Here is a 17,214-nt window from a genome sequence, read left to right on the forward strand (position 1 = left end):
CGAATGGCATGAACCGAGAAGAAGCGTCAGGCGCGTTCTTTGAGGCGATCAGCGATCCACTGTTCGATCTCCACCGAGTCCCAGCCCACCGCGCGCACGCCCAGGCGCAGCGCCTTGGGGAACTTGCCTTCCTTCATCAGGCTGTAGATGTGCGCGCGCTTGAAGCCGGTCTTGGCTTCGACCTCGGCGCGGCGCAGGATGCGGTGCTCGGGCGGCAAGGCCGGCGCGATGGTCTGCGAAGACATGAGAGGCACTCCTTGACGCTCGATGGCGTTGTTCAGAAAGTGCCTCGCATTCCATATGCTGCTGCTGCGAGATTCACTGCAACTGCAGAACACGCAACTGCAATTGCAGTCTGCTGTTACAGGCTCAGCGCGATGCCTCCAGGTGGCGACGCGCCTGTGCCAGCTTGCTCCACAGCGTCCGCTCGCTGATGCCGGGCCGCCCTTCATGGTGGGCCAGTAGTGCACTGATCACCGCATCCATGTTGCGGAAGGACGAGTAGGCAGAGCCCGCGGGGGACTTGCCCAACAGCAATGTCAGCAGGCCGCCAATGATGTTCAGGTAAGTCGATTCGCTGCGCAGGCCCGGTTCACTCGTATCGCCCTCATGAATGCTAATGGCATGTTCCTTCGCCAACGCTTCGTGCTGTGCCTTCAGCGCCGCATGTAGTTGTGCGAGTTCGGCAAGCTGCAGCTTGGCGGCCTCGCGATCGGCCAGCAACACGTTCAGCATGGCGACGCTCACCGCAGGATGCAGTTCGCGCTCGATGCCGTCGAACAGGAACGGAGGCCGCTCACCGGGGTAGTAATGCGACATCCACGCCTTCAGATCGACGTGGCGCACGATCAACGCAGGATCGTCGAGTGCGGGGCGCTGAGATTCCTGCGCCATGCCTGCCTTGCCGTAAGAAAGTTCATCGTGTGCCAATGCGTCGAAGATGCGCTCGGAGAAAAGGCGCAGCAAGGGCCAGCGCGGAAAGTCGTTCGGCTCAGGCATGGCACGTGGCCCGAGCGTTTCCAGAATCCGCGGCTCAAAGCGCAACAGTCCCGCCCAACGGACGGCCGCCTCGATCGGGCGGTAGTAGATCCTGGCGCCAAAGGCAAGGCAACTCGATTTCTCCATGTCGCGTGCGTCCCATCGTCGGATCGAACTCTGGCAGACGCGCACCGCCCAAGTGGGCGAGGCGATTGCCCAGAAATCCGGATGAAGCGCAGGGCCGGCCGGGATCGTGGAAGGAAGCGTTGCATCGGCGCTGACGGCCGGCCAAGGGCGAACTACATCTTGCTACGCTTGAAACTCCTCAACCATGATGCGGGCGCTTTGCCTTTGGACCGGCACGCGGCTTGGTGGTCGCGCTCCCCTGGAGTCAAGCATGGGTGCCGCGCTTTACCCGAAACCTGGTCAAAGTTTTCCGTAGGAATTCCAACGGCGTAAAGTGCCAATGCGTCAACGGGATGAGCCGGTTTGCAACCAGCAAAAGCTCATGCGTTCCGCGTCAGTGAAATGACCGCGGCGGCGAGCCCGCAGGCGAGTGCCGGAGTACGGAAGGGCGCAGCAATTGCGTCGAAACTGGAATCAGTACAGCGCATGAGCCATGCCGATCGGGTCAGTCGCAAGACCAAAGATGAATCGCGCAATCCGAGAAAACTAGCCGCGCACCTTCCGATAGATCCGCGTCAGATCGCGCGTGATGTGCTTGCGTCCTGATGACATATACGTTCGGCGCGTTCGATGAACCGCTGCAACGGCTCCGTCATGCCACCCTCGGTTCGTAACAGATAGGTGGTTATCGATGCGCTCTGACCGGCCAACGGGCGGACAACAACATCCGCCGGCTGGCAAGTTGCCAAGTGCGCGGCAGTGGAAAAACCTAGCCCGTACCCTGCGGCCACCAACGTCAGCATCAGCCCGTGAGAAGCGGCATACTCAGCCACAATCGGTTGGACATCGACAGAGCGGAACAGTCGTTCGCTCTGCCGACCGCAACCTTGGCATGCCCGTGGATCACAAAGTACCAGCGGATAGCTCACCACTTCCTGCAACGGCACTTCCTTGAAGGCTACAAGCGGGTGCCGTGCGGGCAGGATCACTACCAAGGGGTCGGCCCACAGCGGCTCAGCAATGATCCCGTCCTCCACTTCATTGACCATTGCAAAGCCGGCGTCGAACAGATGTGCGTTCAGCCCCTGCACGAGTTCGGTCAGCGGTACTTCGGAGAGCCGGATGTTTACCTGCGGCGACTCTTCGCGGCACAGCGCAAGCAGTGCTGATAGCCTCGCCCGTCCTATGTCTCTCGACAGCGCGATTCGCAAAATGCCCTGAGAACCGGAGGCAGCAGCCTTCGCGCTGGCCACTGCCTGCTCAACGCTCAACATGACGCGGCGGGCGTCGTCGAGGAAGACTCGCCCTGCCCAAGTCAGGGTTGCGCCCCGCGGCGTGCGACTGAGCAACGTCACGCCTAGAGTTGTCTCCAGCTTGCGGATCGTGCGTAAGCGCTCCACGAACCCCATCCTTCCCGGGCTCTTTACGCCGTGATCAACTGCTCAGCCTTGAGATTCCAGGGCAGGAGGGCCTCGAAATGTTCGACGTTGGTCGCGGTGGGCAAGGCGCGCAGCACGTGGCGCAGCCACAGATACGGCTCGAAGCCGTTGGCCTTGGCGGTTTCGACCAGCGAGTAGAGGAGTGCGCTGGCACGCGCACCGGCCTGAGTGTCCGAGAAGAGCCATGCCTTTCTCCCGACCACGAAGGGACGGATGGCGTTTTCGGCGGGGTTGTTGTCGATCGGCAGATCGCCGCGCTCGAGGTAGCGCGTCAGACGCGGCCACTGCCGATGCAGGTAGCCCAGGGCACCCCCGAGCACCGAGGTGGGCGGCACGGTGGGGAGCACTTGGTCGAGCCAACGGCGCAGTTCGTCGATGACGGCGCGGCTTCTGCTCTGGCGTAGCGCCAGGCGCTGGGCGTCGTTCAGTTCGCGCGCGTCCTTCTCGATGGCGTAGAGCTTGCCGATCAGGGCCAGCGCTTCGTGGGCGCGGCCGCGCTTGCCGGCAGGCAGCACCTTGCTGGCATCGACGAAACGACGTCGCGCGTGCACCCAGCAACCGAGCCGGGTCACCCCTTCGGTGAAGGCAATTGCGCCGTAGCTCTCGAGCCCGTCGGCCATCAGATGCCCCTTCCAGCCTTCGAGCAGGCGTAAGGGCACCGCCTGCGCGCGGCTCGGATCGTACTCGAAGAGGACCACCGGCTTGCCCGGCGGTCCGCCGCGCTGCACCCACATCTGGCTCTTGCTCGTGGCTGCCCGGCCAGGCTCCTTGAGCACCTGCACCGGGGTTTCGTCCATGTGGATGACGTCGTGCCCGAGCAGCACGTCGCGCATCAGGTTGGCGAGCGGCTGCAGCGCCTGGGCGGTACCGATCACCCAGCGCGCCAGGGTCTGGCGCGGCACAAGCACGCCTGCGCGAGCGAGCACGTACTCGAAACGCGCCAGCGGCAGCCCATCGACGTACTTGATGACGATCAGCAAGGCCAGCAGGTCGTTGCTGGCGTTGCTCTTGGGCAGCACCTGCGCCGGGGCGCGGGCGGTGACCGGCGCCTGGTCGCCCTCGGGGCAGCCGTAGCGCTTGCGGATATGGCGCAGCACACGCACCTGCATCGGGACGATGTCGAGCTGTTCGCTGACGTCCTGGCCGATCTCGACCATGGGCGTGCCGCAGGCGCAGGTGCGCTCGGCCTCGGGGACGTCATGGACGACGTCGATGCGCGGCAGCTCGATGGGCAAGGGCTTGCGCTTACCACGCGCCTTCTTCTTGCCGGTGTCGGCGGACGCCTCACCCGTCGTCTCGGTGGCCGGCGGCGGCAAGGTTGCGGTGTCGAGCGCCTCGGGTGCGGACTCGGCCAGCGCCTCGGCCTCGTCGAAGAGCCAGGCCTGGCCCGCGTGCGATTCGCTGCTGGGCCCGAACATGCGCCGACGCGCCAGGCGAAGCTGCTCGTAGAGCTCGAGGATGCGTGCCTCGAAGGCCTTTTGCAGTTCAGCCTCCCGCGCATCGAAGGCTCTTTGGCGTTCAGCCTCCCGCGCATCGAAGACTTTCTGGAGTGCGGCCTCACGGGCCTCGAAGGCTGCCTGCCGTTCGGCTTCACGCGTCTCGAAGGCACGCTGCTGTGCCAGCAACAAGGCTTTGAGCGTTGCTGGATCGTCGGGCAACAGCTCGGCCAGGACGGATGCGCACACGCCAACGGAAGGGTTCGAGCGAGGGGCGGCGGTACGTTGCGGCATGCCGGAATTATACCCGATCACGCTACGTAACTGATTGGTATTGCAGCGTTTTATGCGGCCTTGCCGCCCACAGATCGAAGCCCTCAAGCAGCCATTCGAGCTCCTTCATCGTCAGTACGCAGGTGGGCTCGCCCGCCTCGGCCGCCGGCCAGGCGAAGCGCTCGGCTTCGAGCCGCTTGTACCAGAGGCAAAAGCCGTTGCGGTGCCAGTACAGCGCCTTGAGCTTGTCGCGGCGACGGTTGATGAACAGGTACAGTGCGTCGCCGAACGGGTTCAGCCCCAGCTCCTGCTCGACCAGTGCCGACAGTCCGCCGATGGATTTGCGAAAGTCGATCGCCGGCCGGTACAGATACACCGCACCGATCGAATGCCCCGGGTGCATCAGCGCCCCCGCTCGGCAAGGGCCACCGACAGCGCGGCCAGCCAGTCGACGCCGGGCAGCATCGCGCATTCGAGCCGCAACTGCGCGTCGATCACCACCGTGCAGCCCGCGCGGGGCGTCATCGAGGGTTCGATCTGGATCGGGACGAATCCGCCAAGCTTGGCGCGGCTACGACGGCCACCGGCCACCAGGCGCTTGCGCCACTGGTAGAGCGCCTGCGGCGACAGCCCCTCGCGCTCGGCGTACGCCTTCGTGGTGATGCCCTCGGCTTCGATTGCCGACAGGTGCGACAACCAGAACGTACTGCGCTCCGACATGCTCGTGCTCCCCGAAAAACGGAAGCCGAAGCATGAGGGCTCAACGGGGGCTACGTAAGGATGGGGTTCGTGGAGCGCTTACGATCGTGCGTGATAGAGGAGATTGTTCTATGTGCAGCCGCCGAGCGGCTCGGCCGAAGTGCAGTTCCTCGGCTACAGCGATGAAGCAGCGAAGATGACGTAAGTTCATGCGCAGTCCCTCGTGACGTGACCAGTCCTTATGATCGTAGGGAGGCGCATGGGTGCGGGGAAGAGACCGACATGTCTTGCATGTGTCTGCCGTCGTCGGCTCACTGCACGCGGGCAATGGTGTCCGGAGTTATTGCAACGCTGCTTGAACGCGGGCGGCGGTCATGGCGGATGGCTAGAGCACTTGCACCAGCGCGCCTCGCGTAGTCTTCTGTGGCCGCAGCGTCCCGAGGGAGACATTCGCGGCGTCTTACGCAAGCCCCGACGACGAGCGATTTGGTCTGTCGATACGGGCGGCGGCGCGGGGTCTGAAGTTCGCGCCAGCGGGCAACGCGCCGGATGAACTGTCGATGTGCATGTCGCGGCGACTTCGAAATCGCCACCTGTAACCGCGCTGCTGAAGCACTGCGGCCGGAGCAGCCGCAGCAAGCGGCTGACGCGGGCGGGCAAGCCATTCCTCGAACATGTGCCACGTATCTTCACTGCCTTGCAGCAGGCACGCGACAGCGTGAAGGCAGCGGCCAACGGCTTTCACGGTCAGCTGCGCATTGCGCTGTCCGATGGCATCACCCCGTCGCGCATGCCGACCTTGCTGGCGCTATGCTGGCAGGAGGAGCCCGACGTCGAGTTGCGCCTGTTCGAGGTGTCACTGTCGCAGCAAATCAAGGGGCTGCATGGCGATCTGTATGACCTAGGGCCCAGTCTGGTGAAGTGGGTGACGACATCGTGGCTAAGGCGCTTTGGAGCGCCCCCCTCATGGTCGCGGCGCCGGCATGGCATCCGCTGCTCAAGCACAAACGTATCTCACTGGACGAGGTGCTGCGTTATCCGCTGGTGCTGGTGACCCACATGCATACGGGAGTCATGCACGTCAGATCCAACGAGTGCTGCCGCGGGTGAAGCAGGAACCCGTGATCGCTGCACGGGTGGCTTCCTGGGAACCTGAAACGCGTCGAGGTATATTGATTAGACAGAAGCTAGTCTTCCGTCAACAGGTGTAGCCATCCCTTGCTAGCGGCTTCCATAGAACCTTTCCACGAACGAGCGACGGTAACTCTGGTGGCAGGCTAGGCAGCTTTGCTGGGTCTTGGAGAAAGCCGCGATGACTGCTTGGCCGTCATTCCGCTGTGCAGCCTCGCCCATGGCGGTCGCGGCGTCATGGACCTGTCCATCAAGACCCCGAAACTTTCCAGCGTCTGCCCCAAGCCAAGCAAGGATGCGCATCTTTTCCGACATGGGCGGCTCGGCATGCTTGGCGATTCGTGGTGCTAGCTCGGCGACCAGTGGCCAGTCTTCCTTGGAAATCGCGCCCGTGACGGCTTGCATGTCGCGCCCGAGTCTTTCCATTATGGTACGAAGCGCCATTGGCTTTGCCGCCTCTACGGACTGCGCACCGAGTGCCGTGGCGAAGGTTGCCAAGAGCACGGACAGCGAGACGGTGAAGAACGATCTGGGTTTCAAGGGCTGGTTCACGAATTTCTCCATTGATGTTGTGACGAATGCTTTGGGTCTAACGAATGGTTGCAGGTGTCCTCAAAATTCCAGACTCAGCGCGATCGATCCGAATGCGTGATGGCCCGCCTGCTGGTCGAACTCGCGGGTTCTCCAACCGCGCATCACGGCGAGCCGCACGCCGCGTCCAGCAACGATCCATTGGCTACTGATGCCGAGAGCTGCTTGCGCGACCCAAGGCCGCCGGCTGACATGATGGCTATGCCGGAACATGTTTCCGTCGAGTGAGAAGTCCCAGGCGACGGCTTTACCCTCCAGGTTCAGGAAGACATGTGCCCCAGGTTTGGGCGCCAGGACCGATTGCGGCGTTGTCGTGCGCAGATCGGCAACACCAGAGGGCGGGCGGTTCTCTGCGCCAGGGCGGATCGGATAGCTGCCGAAGTCGTTCGGTATGTTCCAGCCCGCGCGAAACTCCACGCCGGTACTGGCGGCGGTTTCGATGTTTCCGACCCGCAAGGCATAGCTGCCGATCACGTCGCTGCCCCATCCAGGACGGACGGCACCCTCCGTGTACGGCTTGAACTTGCGCTCCATGGCCATCTGAAATGCCAGCTCGTTGTGCAACTGGTTGTCCCAGCCGCGAAAGCGCTCAATGCCGCGTGCGCGATGCACCAGATCCTGAGATTGCTCGGCCAGCGACCAGGGGCCGATCACGCCCAGGGTCAACTCACGCACTTCAAGCATTTCGTAGCTGGCAGCCTGTGGGTGGATTCGGCGATTCCACGCCAGGCCCAGGTAGAGCAGGCCAGCGTACGGCCGATCGTCGGGAATCAGATCGGTGCGCGTCTTGTCCTCGGGTGTGTACATAGACTGGCCAAAGCGAACGACGAGGTTCTGCGATGCCGGTTGGTCGCCGGTATCGCGCCAGAAGCCGGGATCGGCCCAGCCGATGAAGCGGGCGTACAAACCAATCGGCTGTGGCAGGCACTCGGGACGGAGCTCGCCTTGCAGATCACGTGAGACTGCTGTTAGCGCGACACCGTTGGTGTAGTTGCGGTCGGAGCCGGTGAATAGATCGTTCTCCAGGCGCAGGGTGCCACCCCGCCAGCGCAGGGAGTGCTCTGGCGAGCAGGAGGGAGGATCTGCAGAGAGCGAGAAGTCGGAACCGAAAGCAGAAATCGGGCTGAACAATGCACAGGCAATCAACAAGGTGGCGCACTGCATCGACTGCTGCACCTTGGTGCCGCGCAGGCTCCGGCAATACCCGTCGATGCCGATCATGTCGCCCCATCGCCTGCTGCCCTGTTGACGTAAAAGCGTTCGAGGGCACTAACGATTTCCTCGGCTTCGTCTACGCAGGTGAACAAGTCGAGATCGGATGGAGAGATATAGCCTTCGTCGAGCAGAAGATCGAAATCAACTACGCGACGCCAGAATGCACGGCCGACCAGCACCACCGGAATCCGCTGCATCTTTCCGGACTGGATCAAGGTGAGCACCTCGAACAGCTCATCAAGCGTTCCATAGCCACCGGGGAAGGCCACCAAGCCCTTGGCGTGCAACAAGAAGTGCATCTTGCGCAGGGCGAAATAGTGGAATCGGAACGCCAAATCCGGGCACATGTAGGGGTTGGGTGCCTGTTCGTGGGGCAGCGTGATGTTGAGGCCAATCGAACGTGCGCCAACCTCGAAAGCACCGTGGTTGGCTGCTTGGCTCTTCACGGCTTTCCTACGGGGCCGTCGCCCATCCCGCGCCCTCCGCCCCTGGCCTGTATTGATGCCTGCGCGACCTCCTTGGCCTTTTCCTGCAGATCGTCGCTAGCCTTGGTGTTGAGGAGCCCGGCGCCGGAAAAATCCGGCTTGGGCGGCGATGCAGGCACACTCCGATCTCTAAGACGCTGATACAGCGCCCAGTGAGCCGCACCAGCCGACCCGCATTGCGATTCCGCGTCACTGATCGCCGGAGCCGCGGATACATTTCCATCCTCCTGTGCCTCCCCCGTGACGAAGCTCATGACGACACCGCCGTCATGATCTTGCGCTGGGGAAGGCGGCGCGGCCATGGCGCTGGCGGCCAATGCCAGACCGAGCCACAGCACGGTGGCGAGATGCTTCTTCAGGTTCATTTCATATCTCTCGCCGTCATGGCGGGTTTCCCGCACGACAGGCCGTGCCAGGAAATGGCTGCGATTGCTACCCACACCAGCGTTCGGAAGCTCATCGCGATGACCGTACGCATTTCATAGGCCCCGCCGGCATAGACGTGTGCGCCGAGTGCCGCAAAGGCAAACGCAGTCGCTGCGGCGATGACGACGGCCAGCCACACCGCCCAGCGATGCCGCAGCCACAGTACAGCGCCAGCGATGACGTAGGCGAAGCCGGCCAGAAAGTTGAACCAGAGCACGAACGGCACGAAGTTCCCGGCAGAGGCTTGCGCCGCTTCTCCACCGAACAGGATCGCGCCGCCTTCCTTGATGGTCAGCAGACCGAACCCGACCGCGATCAGGGACATGGCCCGGATGAGAAATCCGCGCTGCTGCATGGGTCCTCGCATAGTCATTACTCCATGACTCGCTTTTGCCTTCAGCCCCTAAGAGACAGCCAGTCCCGCCCGGTATAGGGCGAAGGCCTCGACGGCCTCCCGCAAGAACCACCCCCTCCACTGCGGCGCGGTAGGGGTCCGGAGCACCAGTTCCTGGATGACACTGACAAGCGAAATTGCCTCAGCACTTGGTTGCACGTCGGCCCTGACCAGGCCCTGCTGTTTGGCGCGGGCGATGATTCGGGCTAGGCGGGTGGCGTAGTTAGCGATGAGCATCCGGATGCGCCGCTGAAGGCTGGGGTCGCCATCCTGTGCCAACCACGACAACAGTCGCCGGGGAACGCCGGGGTGCCTGGCGATGAACGCGATCTGCTGCTGGAATACGCTCTCCAGTTCCCGCAGCGGGTCGTCTTTCCTCTCGCTCTTGACTGAGCGCAAGAGCCGGCCTCTCACTCTGGCAATAAACCTTTTTCGGCCACCGCGGCTGTCCGTCTGCGGAGGCGACCATCGATCCTCGGCCGCGGCGGCGGTTCCAAGCAGACTTTTCATATCCGCGAACAGGTAGTGGCGCGTGGTTTCCCACCACCGCTTGAGATGCTCCTGCTCGAAACGATTCATGATGTCGTCCGTCATGGTGCCTCCTCCCTTATTTGCAAGGTCATTCAAACCCCCGCCCTTCACCGGCGTCTCCATGGGTCACGCCATCGCGGATGTGGTAGATGCGCTTGAATGTGGGGATGATCTTTTCGTCATGGGTGACGACGATGATGGCGGTCTCGAACTTCCGGGCCATGTCATTGAGGATGCGGATCACAGCCATGGCGCGCTCGCTGTCGAGAGGCGCGGTGCGCTCATCGGCCAGGATCACCGGCGGGCGATTGACCAATCCGCATGCGATGGCGACCCGTTGCTGCTCGCCACCGGAGAGTTGCGAGGGCATGGCGCGAGCCCGGTGTTGCACATCGAGCGCCGTAAGCAGTTCCAGCGCCTTCGCGCGCGACTCCCCATTCGCGACGGATGCCGGATCGAACTCGAATGGCTTGCGGTTACGCGTCGGTGCCTCTCGCCCGCCTTGCACCATGCCGCATTCCACCAGGAGGCGGGCGTTGGCAGCTTCCACCAGAAAACACGAGCCCGTGACTTCGCGTGCCGCACCCAGAAAACTCAGCTTCATGGGATGTTCACTCCGGCTTCTTCTCTTGCATCGGGCAGGTGCTCAGGCCGAACAGGCGGTAGCCTGGGCAGCGGCCAGCCAGCCCTGTGATGAGAGGCATGAATCCAATGAGTCCCAGCCAACGCCAGGATGAGTCCAGCCACAATGGGAGACTGAGGAGAACCAGTCCGATGACGACGCGCACAATGCGGTCGAGCCGTCCAACGTTGATTTGCATGACGGTCTCCTTGTGTTGAGTCAGCGGCTTGAAAACGCGACGGGGGCGGCAGCGTCCCGCAGCGGATGGGTTGCGGTCGATGCCGTCGTGGATACTTCCCAGCCACCGCCAAGGGCCTTGTACAGCGCCACCAATTGCACGGCGGCGTTGGTATGTGCCCGCGCGGCTGCGGTTTCGGCCTCATGCAGGCTGCGCTGGGCAGCCAGCAGTTCGACCAGCGCGATGTCGCCCGCCGCGTAGCGCGTCCTGGTGTGGCCGTAGGTTGTGCGCGCGGCATCCAGTGCCATGCCGCGGCGTTCCAGTGTGTCCAGCCCGCCGTGGTAGTCGCCCAGCGCGCGCTCGGCGTCGCCCAGCGCCGTCAGCACGGCCTGCTCGTAGGCCAGCGCGGCCTGCCGCTCGGCCGCCTCGCGTGCCCGAATTTCGGCTCGCACACGGCCACCGTCGAACAGGCGCCAGGAAATCAGCGGCAGGATGGAAAAACGCGAGCTGGATGCATCGAACCAATCGCCCGTACTGAGCGCCTGAAACCCGCCGCCGACACCGATGGAGAGTTTGGGGAACAACTCGGCCGTGGCCACGCCGATGTCGGCAGAACTCGCTGCGAGGCGACGTTCCGCAGCCAGCACGTCAGGACGTCGGCGCAGCATATCTGCGCGCTCGCCCACCGGCAGTGCCCGCAGCGTGCTCGGCGTCAAGGGGCCATCAAGCAGTGCCAGCTCCCGCTCCGGCGGTGCGCCCAGCAGCACGCCCAGGCTGAGCACCGCGGTGCGCTGGCGCGCCTGGATATCCGGGATGAGCGCGTTGACTGCTGTCCATTGGGCGTACGCCGCCTCCACGTCGGCGGCCGACGCGTCGCCCAGCGCGTGCCGCAGGCGCACCAATTCAAAGGTCTGCTGCAGCGTATCCAGCGTGGCGCGTTGTGCGTGCAACTCGTAGCGGGCGCCGACGGCGGTGAACCAGGTGCGCGCGACCTCGGCCACGATACGCATGCGTACGCCCTGTGCCTCGGCTTCGGTCGCCCGCAGGCGGGCGCTGGCGCCTTCCAGGGCGCGCCGCTTGGCCCCGAACAAGTCGGCCTCCCAGGCCGCGTCGAAGCCCGCGTCGTAGATGGTCTGCGTGGCGTCAAGACCGGGGATGGAGCCTACGGGCAAGGGGCCGTTCTCGCTTTGACGGCGCCGGTTGACGCTCGCGCCTGCGGCGGCGGTGGGCAGTGCCTCGCCGGCCACACGTTCGCGCAGGGCGCGTGCCTCATCGATGCGTGCCGCAGCCTGGCGCAGATCCAGGTTCAGTGCCAGCGCTGTGGCCATCAGGCGATCGAGGACTGGATCGTCCAGTGCAGACCACCATTGGCTCAAGTCTGCGGACTGGGATTCACTTGCCAACGGCAAGGTCCAGCCGCTGCCGACGTCGACCGGCGGCGGCTCGCGGTAGTCGGGGCCCACGGTTGCGCAGGCAGTCAGCAGCACGCACGACAGGGCCAGCGCGACCGGACGCACGCGCCCAGGGGTCAGGCCGGTGACGGTTGCGCGAAGAAAGGGAGTGCGGGTCTTGGATTTCATTGCAGGCGTCCTCGGACGAATACGGTGGCCATCGTCAGCGTGGCGAGGGCGATGATCGCCAGCGGCCACAGGCTGGCGAGAATGTCACCGGGCGGCATGGCCTTGAGAAAGCTGCCTTCGACGATGATGAGGAAATGGGTCAGCGGAATGGCCTGAGCCAGCCATTGCAGAACGACGGGCATGTTTTCCACAGGCGTCGCAAAGCCTGACATCAGCACCGCCGGCACGCCGACGGCGAACGCCCCCAGGATGGCCTGCTGCTGCGTCATGCTGACCGCGGAAATCATCAGACCGATGCCGACCACCGAGGCGATGAACAGCACCAGGCTGGCAAGCAGGAGTGCAAACGAGCCCGTAAATGGGATGCCGAACAGGAAGACGCCCGCGCTGATCATGAACAGGCCCAGCCCGGTGCCAATTGCGAGTGCCGGCAGCGACTTGGAGATGATGATCTCGGGCGTCGAGGTGGGCGACACCAGCAACTGGTCGAAGGTGCCCAGCTCGCGCTCGCGCGCGATCGACAACGAGGTGATCAAGAGCGAGCTGAACAGCGCCAGGATGCCCGTCAGCCCGGGCACGATGAACCAGCGGTAGACCAGATTCGGGTTGAACCAGTGGCGCACGACCACGGGCGTTGGTGCCTGAGCGTCGGGCACGACCTCGGCGCCGACATCGGCGGCGATGGTGGACAGATAGGCCACGGTGATCTGCCCGGAGTTGCTGCGCCGGCCATCGACCAGTACCTGCGCGCGGCCACTTTCGCCGGCCGCGATGGAGCGCGAGAAATCCACCGGGATGGCGAGCGCGGCGATCACCTCGCCACGGTCGATCAGCTCGTGGAGCTGCTGCTGGCTGTCGACATGCCGGACGTGGGTGATGAAGCGGGCGCTGTCCAGTCGCTGTACCAACTCGTGCGACCACCGCCCCGCATCCTGATCGTAGACGGCGATATCGACGTTGCGCACTTCCAGCGTCGCGGCAAAGGCGAACACTAGCAACTGCAGGATCGGCGGCACGAACACCACCATGCGGCTGCGCGGATCGCGCAGGACGCTGAGCACTTCCTTGATGAACTGGGCGCGCAGGCGGGTGAACGAGAATGCGGAAGTCAACATCGCGTCACTCCAAGTTCTTGCGCGTGGCGCGCTTGGCGATCACGAAGAACAGCACCCCGATCGCCGCCATGGCCGCCAGGTTGGGCAGGAACACGGCCCAGATGTCGCCGGCCAGGAACACCGTCTTCAGCGAATCGACGAAGTAGCGCGCCGGAACCACCAAGGTGATGGCGCGGATCGGTGCCGGCATGGCGTCGATCTCGTACAGAAAGCCCGACAACATGAAGGCCGGCAGGAAGCCCGTGAACAGCGCGATCTGCGCGGCCAGGAACTGGTTGCGTGCCAGCGACGAGATCAGCAGACCCTGACCCAGCGCCGGCACCATGAACACCGCCGACAAGAGCAACAGGGACAGCAAGGAGCCGCGCATCGGGACGCCGAACACGAACACCGCCAGCGCCGATGCGCCCAGCGTGGACAGCATGCCGAGCGCGAAGTACGGCAGCAGCTTGCCGATCAGGATTTCGGCCACCGAGGCCGGCGTGGACAGCACTGCCTCCATGGTGCCGCGCTCCCATTCACGCGCCACCACCAGTGCAGTCAGCATGGTGCCGATGATGGTCATGACGATGGCGATGGCGCCGGGAATCAGTGCGCGTCGGCTTTCCAGTTCGGGGTTGAACCAGTAGCGCGGCTCCAGCATGATGGACTGCGCCGGTGCTCCGACGTCCAGTCCGGCACGCCAGGACTGGACCACGCCACGGGCGTAGTTCTCGACGTAGTTGGCGGTATTGGGGTAGGAGCCATCGGTGACGATCTGCACCAGCGGCTCGCTGCCACGGAGGGCCAGACGCTGCTCGAAATCCTGCGGGATCACCACGTAGCCGCGCAGGTCGCCTGAGACCAGTTGGTCGGCTACTTCGCGCCGGTCATGGGCGAAGTGCGTATTCAGGAAGCGAGTGCCCGAAAACGCTGCGGCCAGCGACTGTGCCGATGCGCCGGGCGACTCCAGGACCACGCCGACACGGACATCCTTCGCATCCAGCGACACCGCATAGGCGAACAGCAGCAGCAACACCACCGGGAGCACGAACGCGATCAGCAGCGTCGAGGGGTCGCGCAGCGCCTGGTAGCTTTCCTTGGTCACCAGGGCGATCAAGCGCCGTAGATCAAAATGGCGCAAGTCGGTCTGCAGGGAGTCACTTCCGTCTTTGTGCATTGTGGCGCCGTTCATGTGGCGGCCTCCAGCTCGCGGTCTGACGACTCCACCAGGTGGATGAAGGCGTCCTCCATCGTCGGGTCGGGCCGTTCGGGGCTGACCGCCGAACGTTTGAGCGCGTCGGGCGTATCCAGCGCGATCAGTTGCGCACGCGAGAGCATGGCCACGCGGTCGCAGTATTCGGCCTCGTCCATGAAGTGGGTGGTGACCATGATGGTCACGCCCTTGCGGGCCAGTCCGTTGATGTGGGTCCAGAATTCGCGCCGGGTGATCGGGTCCACGCCCGAAGTGGGCTCATCCAGGAACAGCACGGGCGGCCGGTGCATCAGCGAACAAGCCAAGGCCAGGCGCTGCTTATGTCCCAGCGGCAGGGAATCGGGCGTGGCGGACAACCAGTCGCCCAGATCGAAGGTTTCGATCATCTCGGCAATGCGCTCGCGCCGGGTGTTGCCTTCCAGTCCGTAGACGCCGGCCGAGAATTCCAGGTTCTGCTGCACCGAGAGCAGGCCGTAGAGCGAAAACTTCTGCGCCATGTAGCCGAGCCGGCTCTTGGCTGCGCCGGTGGCGCGGCGCAGATCATGGCCCACCACATGCGCTTCGCCAGCAGTGGGTTTCAACAGGCCGCACAACATCTTGAAGGTGGTGGACTTGCCGGCGCCGTTGGGGCCGAGCAGGCCGAAGATTTCGCCCTTTTGCACCTCGAAGCTGACGTTGTCGGTGGCGGTGAACTCACCGAAGCGCTTGGTGAGGTTTCGGCACGACACGGCAATATCGGAACCCAGCTCAACCGGCGGCAGACGCTCGGCCAGCGTCGAAGTGCCGCCGGGGCCGCCACCGAGCAGATCGATGAAGGCGTCTTCGAAGCGCGCGGGCACCTGCGCCAGTCGCACCTGCGCCTGATCGGACAGGGCCTGGAGCTGCTCCGCTTGAGCGCCCTCGCGCAACACCACGCGCACGCCGGCGCCCTGGATCACGCCATCGCTCACGCTGGGCAGGTCGAGTGCCTGGGTCAGGACCGCTCGGCGCTCGGCACCGACGTCTTCCAGACGGAAACTGCGGCCTTCGAGCTGCGCGGTCAGCTCCTGCGGCGGGCCCTCGAACAGGAGCTGCCCTTGGTTCAGCAGCAGCACGCTCTCACAGCGCTCGGCTTCGTCGAGATAGGCGGTGGACCAGACCACGGCCATGCCTTCATCGGTCAGCGCCTGCACCATGCGCCACAAGTCCTGGCGGCTGACCGGGTCGACACCCACGCCCGGCTCGTCCAGCAGCAGCACCTTCGGCCGCGCCATGAGCGCACAGGCCAGGCCCAGCTTCTGCTTCATGCCGCCGGAGAGCTTGCCGGCCAGGCGTTTGGTGAAGGGTCCGAGCCGCGTGAAGTCCAGCAGCTCGGCAAACAGATCGGCGTTGCGGTCCGCATCCATTCCGCGCAACTGCGCATACAGGCGCATGTTCTCCATCACCGACAGGTCTTCGTACAGTCCAAAGCGTTGCGGCATGTAGCCGCTGGCGACGTGAATGGCGTCGTTGTCCTTGACCACGTCATAGCCTGCCAAGGTGACGTGGCCGGCGTTCGGCACCAGGAGGCCGGTCAGAATCCGCATCAGCGTCGTCTTGCCGGCGCCGTCCGGGCCGACCAGACCGGTCAGCCGCCCATAGTGGATGCGCGCGCTCAAGCCCCGCAGAGCCTTTATGTCGCCGAAATGCTTGTCCACGCCCTCGATGACGACGGCAGCGTCTTCGCCCGCACCAGCAGGCACGGCGGCGATGGCACGGCTTGCCTGCATTTCACCGCTCCCCCGGGATACCGGTGCCGGCTTTCGCATCGACCTCGATCGTCACCGGCATGCCCTGGCGCAAGGCACTGTCGCTGTCGGCTTCGTCGATGACGATGCGCAGGCGGTACACCAGATCCGTGCGCAAATCCGTCGTCTCCACCGTCTTGGGGGTGAACTCGGCGCGCGGCGAGATGAAGCCGATCTGGCCGCGATAGACCTTCTCTGATGAATCGCTTTTGACGCGTACCACAGTACCGGGCGCGATGCGCCCCAAGTCCGACTCGCCCACGTAGGCGCGCACGTAAACCGGCTTGTCCAGGCTCAGGCTGTAGACCGCGCTCTGGCTTGCAACCATGCTGCCGGGCTCGCGCACCCGTGCGATGACGGTGCCACTACTGGGCGCCACCAATTCGGTGTCCGCCAAGGCTGTCGTGGCTTGCGCTGCGGCAGCCTGAGCGGCCGCAAGGCGAGCTTCTGCCGCGGCGATGTCTTCCTTGCGGAAGCCTTCGGATGCTTGCGACAGGGCCGCCTTCGCTGCTTCGACGCCAGCGGCTGCCTGGTCTCGCGCCGTGCGGGCGGCATCGACCGTACGCTGGCTGCTGGCACCCGATGTCAGCAGGCCACTCTGGCGCTTGAAATTCCGCTCGGTCTCGGTGGCGAGCGCCTGTGCCTGCCTGAGGGCCTCGCGCGCCTGGGTGATTTCCTGCGGTCGCAGGCCGCGGCGCAGCTTGGCCAGTTCCGCCTGCGCCACCTGCACCTGGGCCTGCGCTGCCGCAAGGGCTTCCCGATAGGGTTGCGCGTCAAGCGCCGCCAGGCGCGCGCCCACGCTGACGGCATCGCCCTCGTCGAAAGCCATTTGCATCACGCGCCCGGGCTGACGGAAGGCCAGTTGCACCTCGCGGATATCGACGTTGCCGTAGAGGCGCAATGCATCTTGTTGTCCATGGTCGCGCGACAGCCAGAACGCCAGTGCGCCGCCAAGAGCGAGCAAGACGACGGCGATCACGACCCAACGGGTTTTTCTGGAGAGGAGGTTTGGAGTTTTCATCGATGGGTTTCCG

At 64.4% G+C, this 17,214-nt stretch carries 20 protein-coding genes and 2 pseudogenes; 2 read left to right on the forward strand and 20 right to left on the reverse strand.

The window, feature by feature from the left end:
• Positions 1 to 26: 26 nt before the first annotated feature.
• The 7 genes and pseudogenes from TMZ1T_RS04900 to TMZ1T_RS20460 form a co-directional block, all read right to left on the reverse strand.
• Complete coding sequence (locus TMZ1T_RS04900; protein WP_004255100.1) at positions 27 to 245, reverse strand: AlpA family transcriptional regulator; 219 nt, start codon at positions 243 to 245, stop codon at positions 27 to 29.
• 124 nt (positions 246 to 369) lie between these two features.
• The gene (locus tag TMZ1T_RS04905) at positions 370 to 1,125 is read right to left on the reverse strand and encodes a hypothetical protein (RefSeq protein ID WP_012584781.1); all 756 of its coding nucleotides are present in this window, start codon (positions 1,123 to 1,125) and stop codon (positions 370 to 372) included.
• A 554-nt stretch (positions 1,126 to 1,679) separates the two neighbouring features.
• Positions 1,680 to 2,513, reverse strand: coding sequence for a LysR family transcriptional regulator (locus TMZ1T_RS04910; RefSeq protein ID WP_012584782.1), 834 nt, complete (start codon positions 2,511 to 2,513; stop codon positions 1,680 to 1,682).
• Positions 2,514 to 2,527: 14 nt separating this feature from the next.
• On the reverse strand, positions 2,528 to 4,273 hold the full coding sequence (tnpC, locus tag TMZ1T_RS04915) for an IS66 family transposase (RefSeq protein ID WP_012584783.1): 1,746 nt from the start codon (positions 4,271 to 4,273) through the stop codon (positions 2,528 to 2,530).
• Between the two features lie 22 nt (positions 4,274 to 4,295).
• Positions 4,296 to 4,655: an IS66 family insertion sequence element accessory protein TnpB gene (gene tnpB, locus TMZ1T_RS04920; protein ID WP_012584784.1), complete on the reverse strand. Its 360-nt coding sequence runs from the start codon at positions 4,653 to 4,655 to the stop codon at positions 4,296 to 4,298.
• On the reverse strand, positions 4,655 to 4,972 hold the full coding sequence (tnpA, locus tag TMZ1T_RS04925; RefSeq protein WP_012584785.1) for an IS66 family insertion sequence element accessory protein TnpA: 318 nt from the start codon (positions 4,970 to 4,972) through the stop codon (positions 4,655 to 4,657). The genes tnpB and tnpA overlap by 1 nt, the downstream gene beginning before the upstream one ends.
• 82 nt (positions 4,973 to 5,054) lie before the next feature.
• Positions 5,055 to 5,162, reverse strand: a pseudogene (locus TMZ1T_RS20460) (LysR family transcriptional regulator); the annotation flags it as partial.
• A 579-nt stretch (positions 5,163 to 5,741) separates the two neighbouring features.
• On the opposite strand from TMZ1T_RS20460, the pseudogene TMZ1T_RS21825 reads away from it, so the two are divergent.
• Positions 5,742 to 5,798 (forward strand): annotated as a pseudogene (locus TMZ1T_RS21825) (hypothetical protein); the annotation flags it as partial.
• A 119-nt stretch (positions 5,799 to 5,917) separates the two neighbouring features.
• On the forward strand, positions 5,918 to 6,061 hold the full coding sequence (locus TMZ1T_RS21830) for a hypothetical protein (protein ID WP_455431906.1): 144 nt from the start codon (positions 5,918 to 5,920) through the stop codon (positions 6,059 to 6,061).
• Positions 6,062 to 6,172: 111 nt separating this feature from the next.
• Here TMZ1T_RS21830 and TMZ1T_RS04935 read toward each other — a convergent pair whose 3' ends face one another.
• From TMZ1T_RS04935 to hlyD, 13 genes are all read right to left on the reverse strand, one after another.
• Positions 6,173 to 6,634, reverse strand: coding sequence for a cytochrome c (locus TMZ1T_RS04935; RefSeq protein WP_261789175.1), 462 nt, complete (start codon positions 6,632 to 6,634; stop codon positions 6,173 to 6,175).
• Positions 6,635 to 6,694: 60 nt separating this feature from the next.
• Entirely contained in the window at positions 6,695 to 7,894 is a 1,200-nt protein-coding gene (locus TMZ1T_RS04940) for a lipid A deacylase LpxR family protein (protein ID WP_041589617.1), read from the reverse strand.
• The gene (locus tag TMZ1T_RS04945) at positions 7,891 to 8,334 is read right to left on the reverse strand and encodes an LOG family protein (protein WP_012584788.1); all 444 of its coding nucleotides are present in this window, start codon (positions 8,332 to 8,334) and stop codon (positions 7,891 to 7,893) included. Before TMZ1T_RS04945 ends, TMZ1T_RS04940 begins: the two co-directional genes overlap by 4 nt.
• Entirely contained in the window at positions 8,331 to 8,738 is a 408-nt protein-coding gene (locus TMZ1T_RS04950) for a hypothetical protein (RefSeq protein WP_012584789.1), read from the reverse strand. The genes TMZ1T_RS04945 and TMZ1T_RS04950 overlap by 4 nt, the downstream gene beginning before the upstream one ends.
• The gene (locus TMZ1T_RS04955) at positions 8,735 to 9,124 is read right to left on the reverse strand and encodes a hypothetical protein (protein ID WP_261789176.1); all 390 of its coding nucleotides are present in this window, start codon (positions 9,122 to 9,124) and stop codon (positions 8,735 to 8,737) included. Before TMZ1T_RS04955 ends, TMZ1T_RS04950 begins: the two co-directional genes overlap by 4 nt.
• 78 nt (positions 9,125 to 9,202) lie before the next feature.
• Positions 9,203 to 9,787, reverse strand: a complete 585-nt coding sequence (locus TMZ1T_RS04960) for a hypothetical protein (RefSeq protein ID WP_012584791.1) — start codon at positions 9,785 to 9,787, stop codon at positions 9,203 to 9,205.
• A gap of 25 nt (positions 9,788 to 9,812) precedes the next feature.
• Positions 9,813 to 10,328 carry an ATP-binding cassette domain-containing protein gene (locus TMZ1T_RS04965; protein ID WP_004255139.1) on the reverse strand — a complete coding sequence of 172 codons (516 nt, stop codon included), beginning with the start codon at positions 10,326 to 10,328 and terminating at the stop codon, positions 9,813 to 9,815.
• Between the two features lie 7 nt (positions 10,329 to 10,335).
• Positions 10,336 to 10,545, reverse strand: a complete 210-nt coding sequence (locus TMZ1T_RS04970) for a YgaP family membrane protein (RefSeq protein ID WP_004255140.1) — start codon at positions 10,543 to 10,545, stop codon at positions 10,336 to 10,338.
• 20 nt (positions 10,546 to 10,565) lie between these two features.
• The gene (locus TMZ1T_RS04975) at positions 10,566 to 12,104 is read right to left on the reverse strand and encodes an efflux transporter outer membrane subunit (protein WP_012584792.1); all 1,539 of its coding nucleotides are present in this window, start codon (positions 12,102 to 12,104) and stop codon (positions 10,566 to 10,568) included.
• On the reverse strand, positions 12,101 to 13,216 hold the full coding sequence (locus TMZ1T_RS04980; protein WP_455431907.1) for an ABC transporter permease: 1,116 nt from the start codon (positions 13,214 to 13,216) through the stop codon (positions 12,101 to 12,103). The genes TMZ1T_RS04975 and TMZ1T_RS04980 overlap by 4 nt, the downstream gene beginning before the upstream one ends.
• A 7-nt stretch (positions 13,217 to 13,223) precedes the next feature.
• Positions 13,224 to 14,393 (reverse strand): ABC transporter permease, encoded by a 1,170-nt coding sequence (locus tag TMZ1T_RS04985; protein ID WP_004255145.1) that lies wholly within the window; start codon positions 14,391 to 14,393, stop codon positions 13,224 to 13,226.
• Positions 14,390 to 16,162: an ATP-binding cassette domain-containing protein gene (locus tag TMZ1T_RS04990; protein WP_012584793.1), complete on the reverse strand. Its 1,773-nt coding sequence runs from the start codon at positions 16,160 to 16,162 to the stop codon at positions 14,390 to 14,392. Before TMZ1T_RS04990 ends, TMZ1T_RS04985 begins: the two co-directional genes overlap by 4 nt.
• Position 16,163: 1 nt before the next feature.
• Positions 16,164 to 17,201, reverse strand: a complete 1,038-nt coding sequence (gene hlyD / locus TMZ1T_RS04995; protein WP_012584794.1) for a secretion protein HlyD — start codon at positions 17,199 to 17,201, stop codon at positions 16,164 to 16,166.
• Between the last annotated feature and the right edge of the window lie 13 nt (positions 17,202 to 17,214).

The organism is Thauera aminoaromatica (assembly GCF_000021765.1).
Classification (GTDB): Bacteria; Pseudomonadota; Gammaproteobacteria; order Burkholderiales; family Rhodocyclaceae; genus Thauera; species Thauera aminoaromatica.

What these genes read in the sequence shown, in the direction of transcription:
- TMZ1T_RS04900 (WP_004255100.1), bottom strand. Translation starts at nt 245, where the DNA reads ATGTCTTCGCAGACCATCGCGCCGGCCTTGCCGCCCGAGCACCGCATC.
- TMZ1T_RS04905 (WP_012584781.1), bottom strand. Translation starts at nt 1,125, where the DNA reads ATGGAGAAATCGAGTTGCCTTGCCTTTGGCGCCAGGATCTACTACCGC.
- TMZ1T_RS04910 (WP_012584782.1), bottom strand. Translation starts at nt 2,513, where the DNA reads ATGGGGTTCGTGGAGCGCTTACGCACGATCCGCAAGCTGGAGACAACT.
- tnpC (WP_012584783.1), bottom strand. Translation starts at nt 4,273, where the DNA reads ATGCCGCAACGTACCGCCGCCCCTCGCTCGAACCCTTCCGTTGGCGTG.
- tnpB (WP_012584784.1), bottom strand. Translation starts at nt 4,655, where the DNA reads ATGCACCCGGGGCATTCGATCGGTGCGGTGTATCTGTACCGGCCGGCG.
- tnpA (WP_012584785.1), bottom strand. Translation starts at nt 4,972, where the DNA reads ATGTCGGAGCGCAGTACGTTCTGGTTGTCGCACCTGTCGGCAATCGAA.
- TMZ1T_RS21830 (WP_455431906.1), top strand. Translation starts at nt 5,918, where the DNA reads ATGGTCGCGGCGCCGGCATGGCATCCGCTGCTCAAGCACAAACGTATC.
- TMZ1T_RS04940 (WP_041589617.1), bottom strand. Translation starts at nt 7,894, where the DNA reads ATGATCGGCATCGACGGGTATTGCCGGAGCCTGCGCGGCACCAAGGTG.
- TMZ1T_RS04950 (WP_012584789.1), bottom strand. Translation starts at nt 8,738, where the DNA reads ATGAACCTGAAGAAGCATCTCGCCACCGTGCTGTGGCTCGGTCTGGCA.
- TMZ1T_RS04955 (WP_261789176.1), bottom strand. Translation starts at nt 9,124, where the DNA reads ATGTCCCTGATCGCGGTCGGGTTCGGTCTGCTGACCATCAAGGAAGGC.
- TMZ1T_RS04960 (WP_012584791.1), bottom strand. Translation starts at nt 9,787, where the DNA reads ATGACGGACGACATCATGAATCGTTTCGAGCAGGAGCATCTCAAGCGG.
- TMZ1T_RS04965 (WP_004255139.1), bottom strand. Translation starts at nt 10,328, where the DNA reads ATGAAGCTGAGTTTTCTGGGTGCGGCACGCGAAGTCACGGGCTCGTGT.
- TMZ1T_RS04970 (WP_004255140.1), bottom strand. Translation starts at nt 10,545, where the DNA reads ATGCAAATCAACGTTGGACGGCTCGACCGCATTGTGCGCGTCGTCATC.
- TMZ1T_RS04975 (WP_012584792.1), bottom strand. Translation starts at nt 12,104, where the DNA reads ATGAAATCCAAGACCCGCACTCCCTTTCTTCGCGCAACCGTCACCGGC.
- TMZ1T_RS04985 (WP_004255145.1), bottom strand. Translation starts at nt 14,393, where the DNA reads ATGAACGGCGCCACAATGCACAAAGACGGAAGTGACTCCCTGCAGACC.
- TMZ1T_RS04990 (WP_012584793.1), bottom strand. Translation starts at nt 16,162, where the DNA reads ATGCAGGCAAGCCGTGCCATCGCCGCCGTGCCTGCTGGTGCGGGCGAA.
- hlyD (WP_012584794.1), bottom strand. Translation starts at nt 17,201, where the DNA reads ATGAAAACTCCAAACCTCCTCTCCAGAAAAACCCGTTGGGTCGTGATC.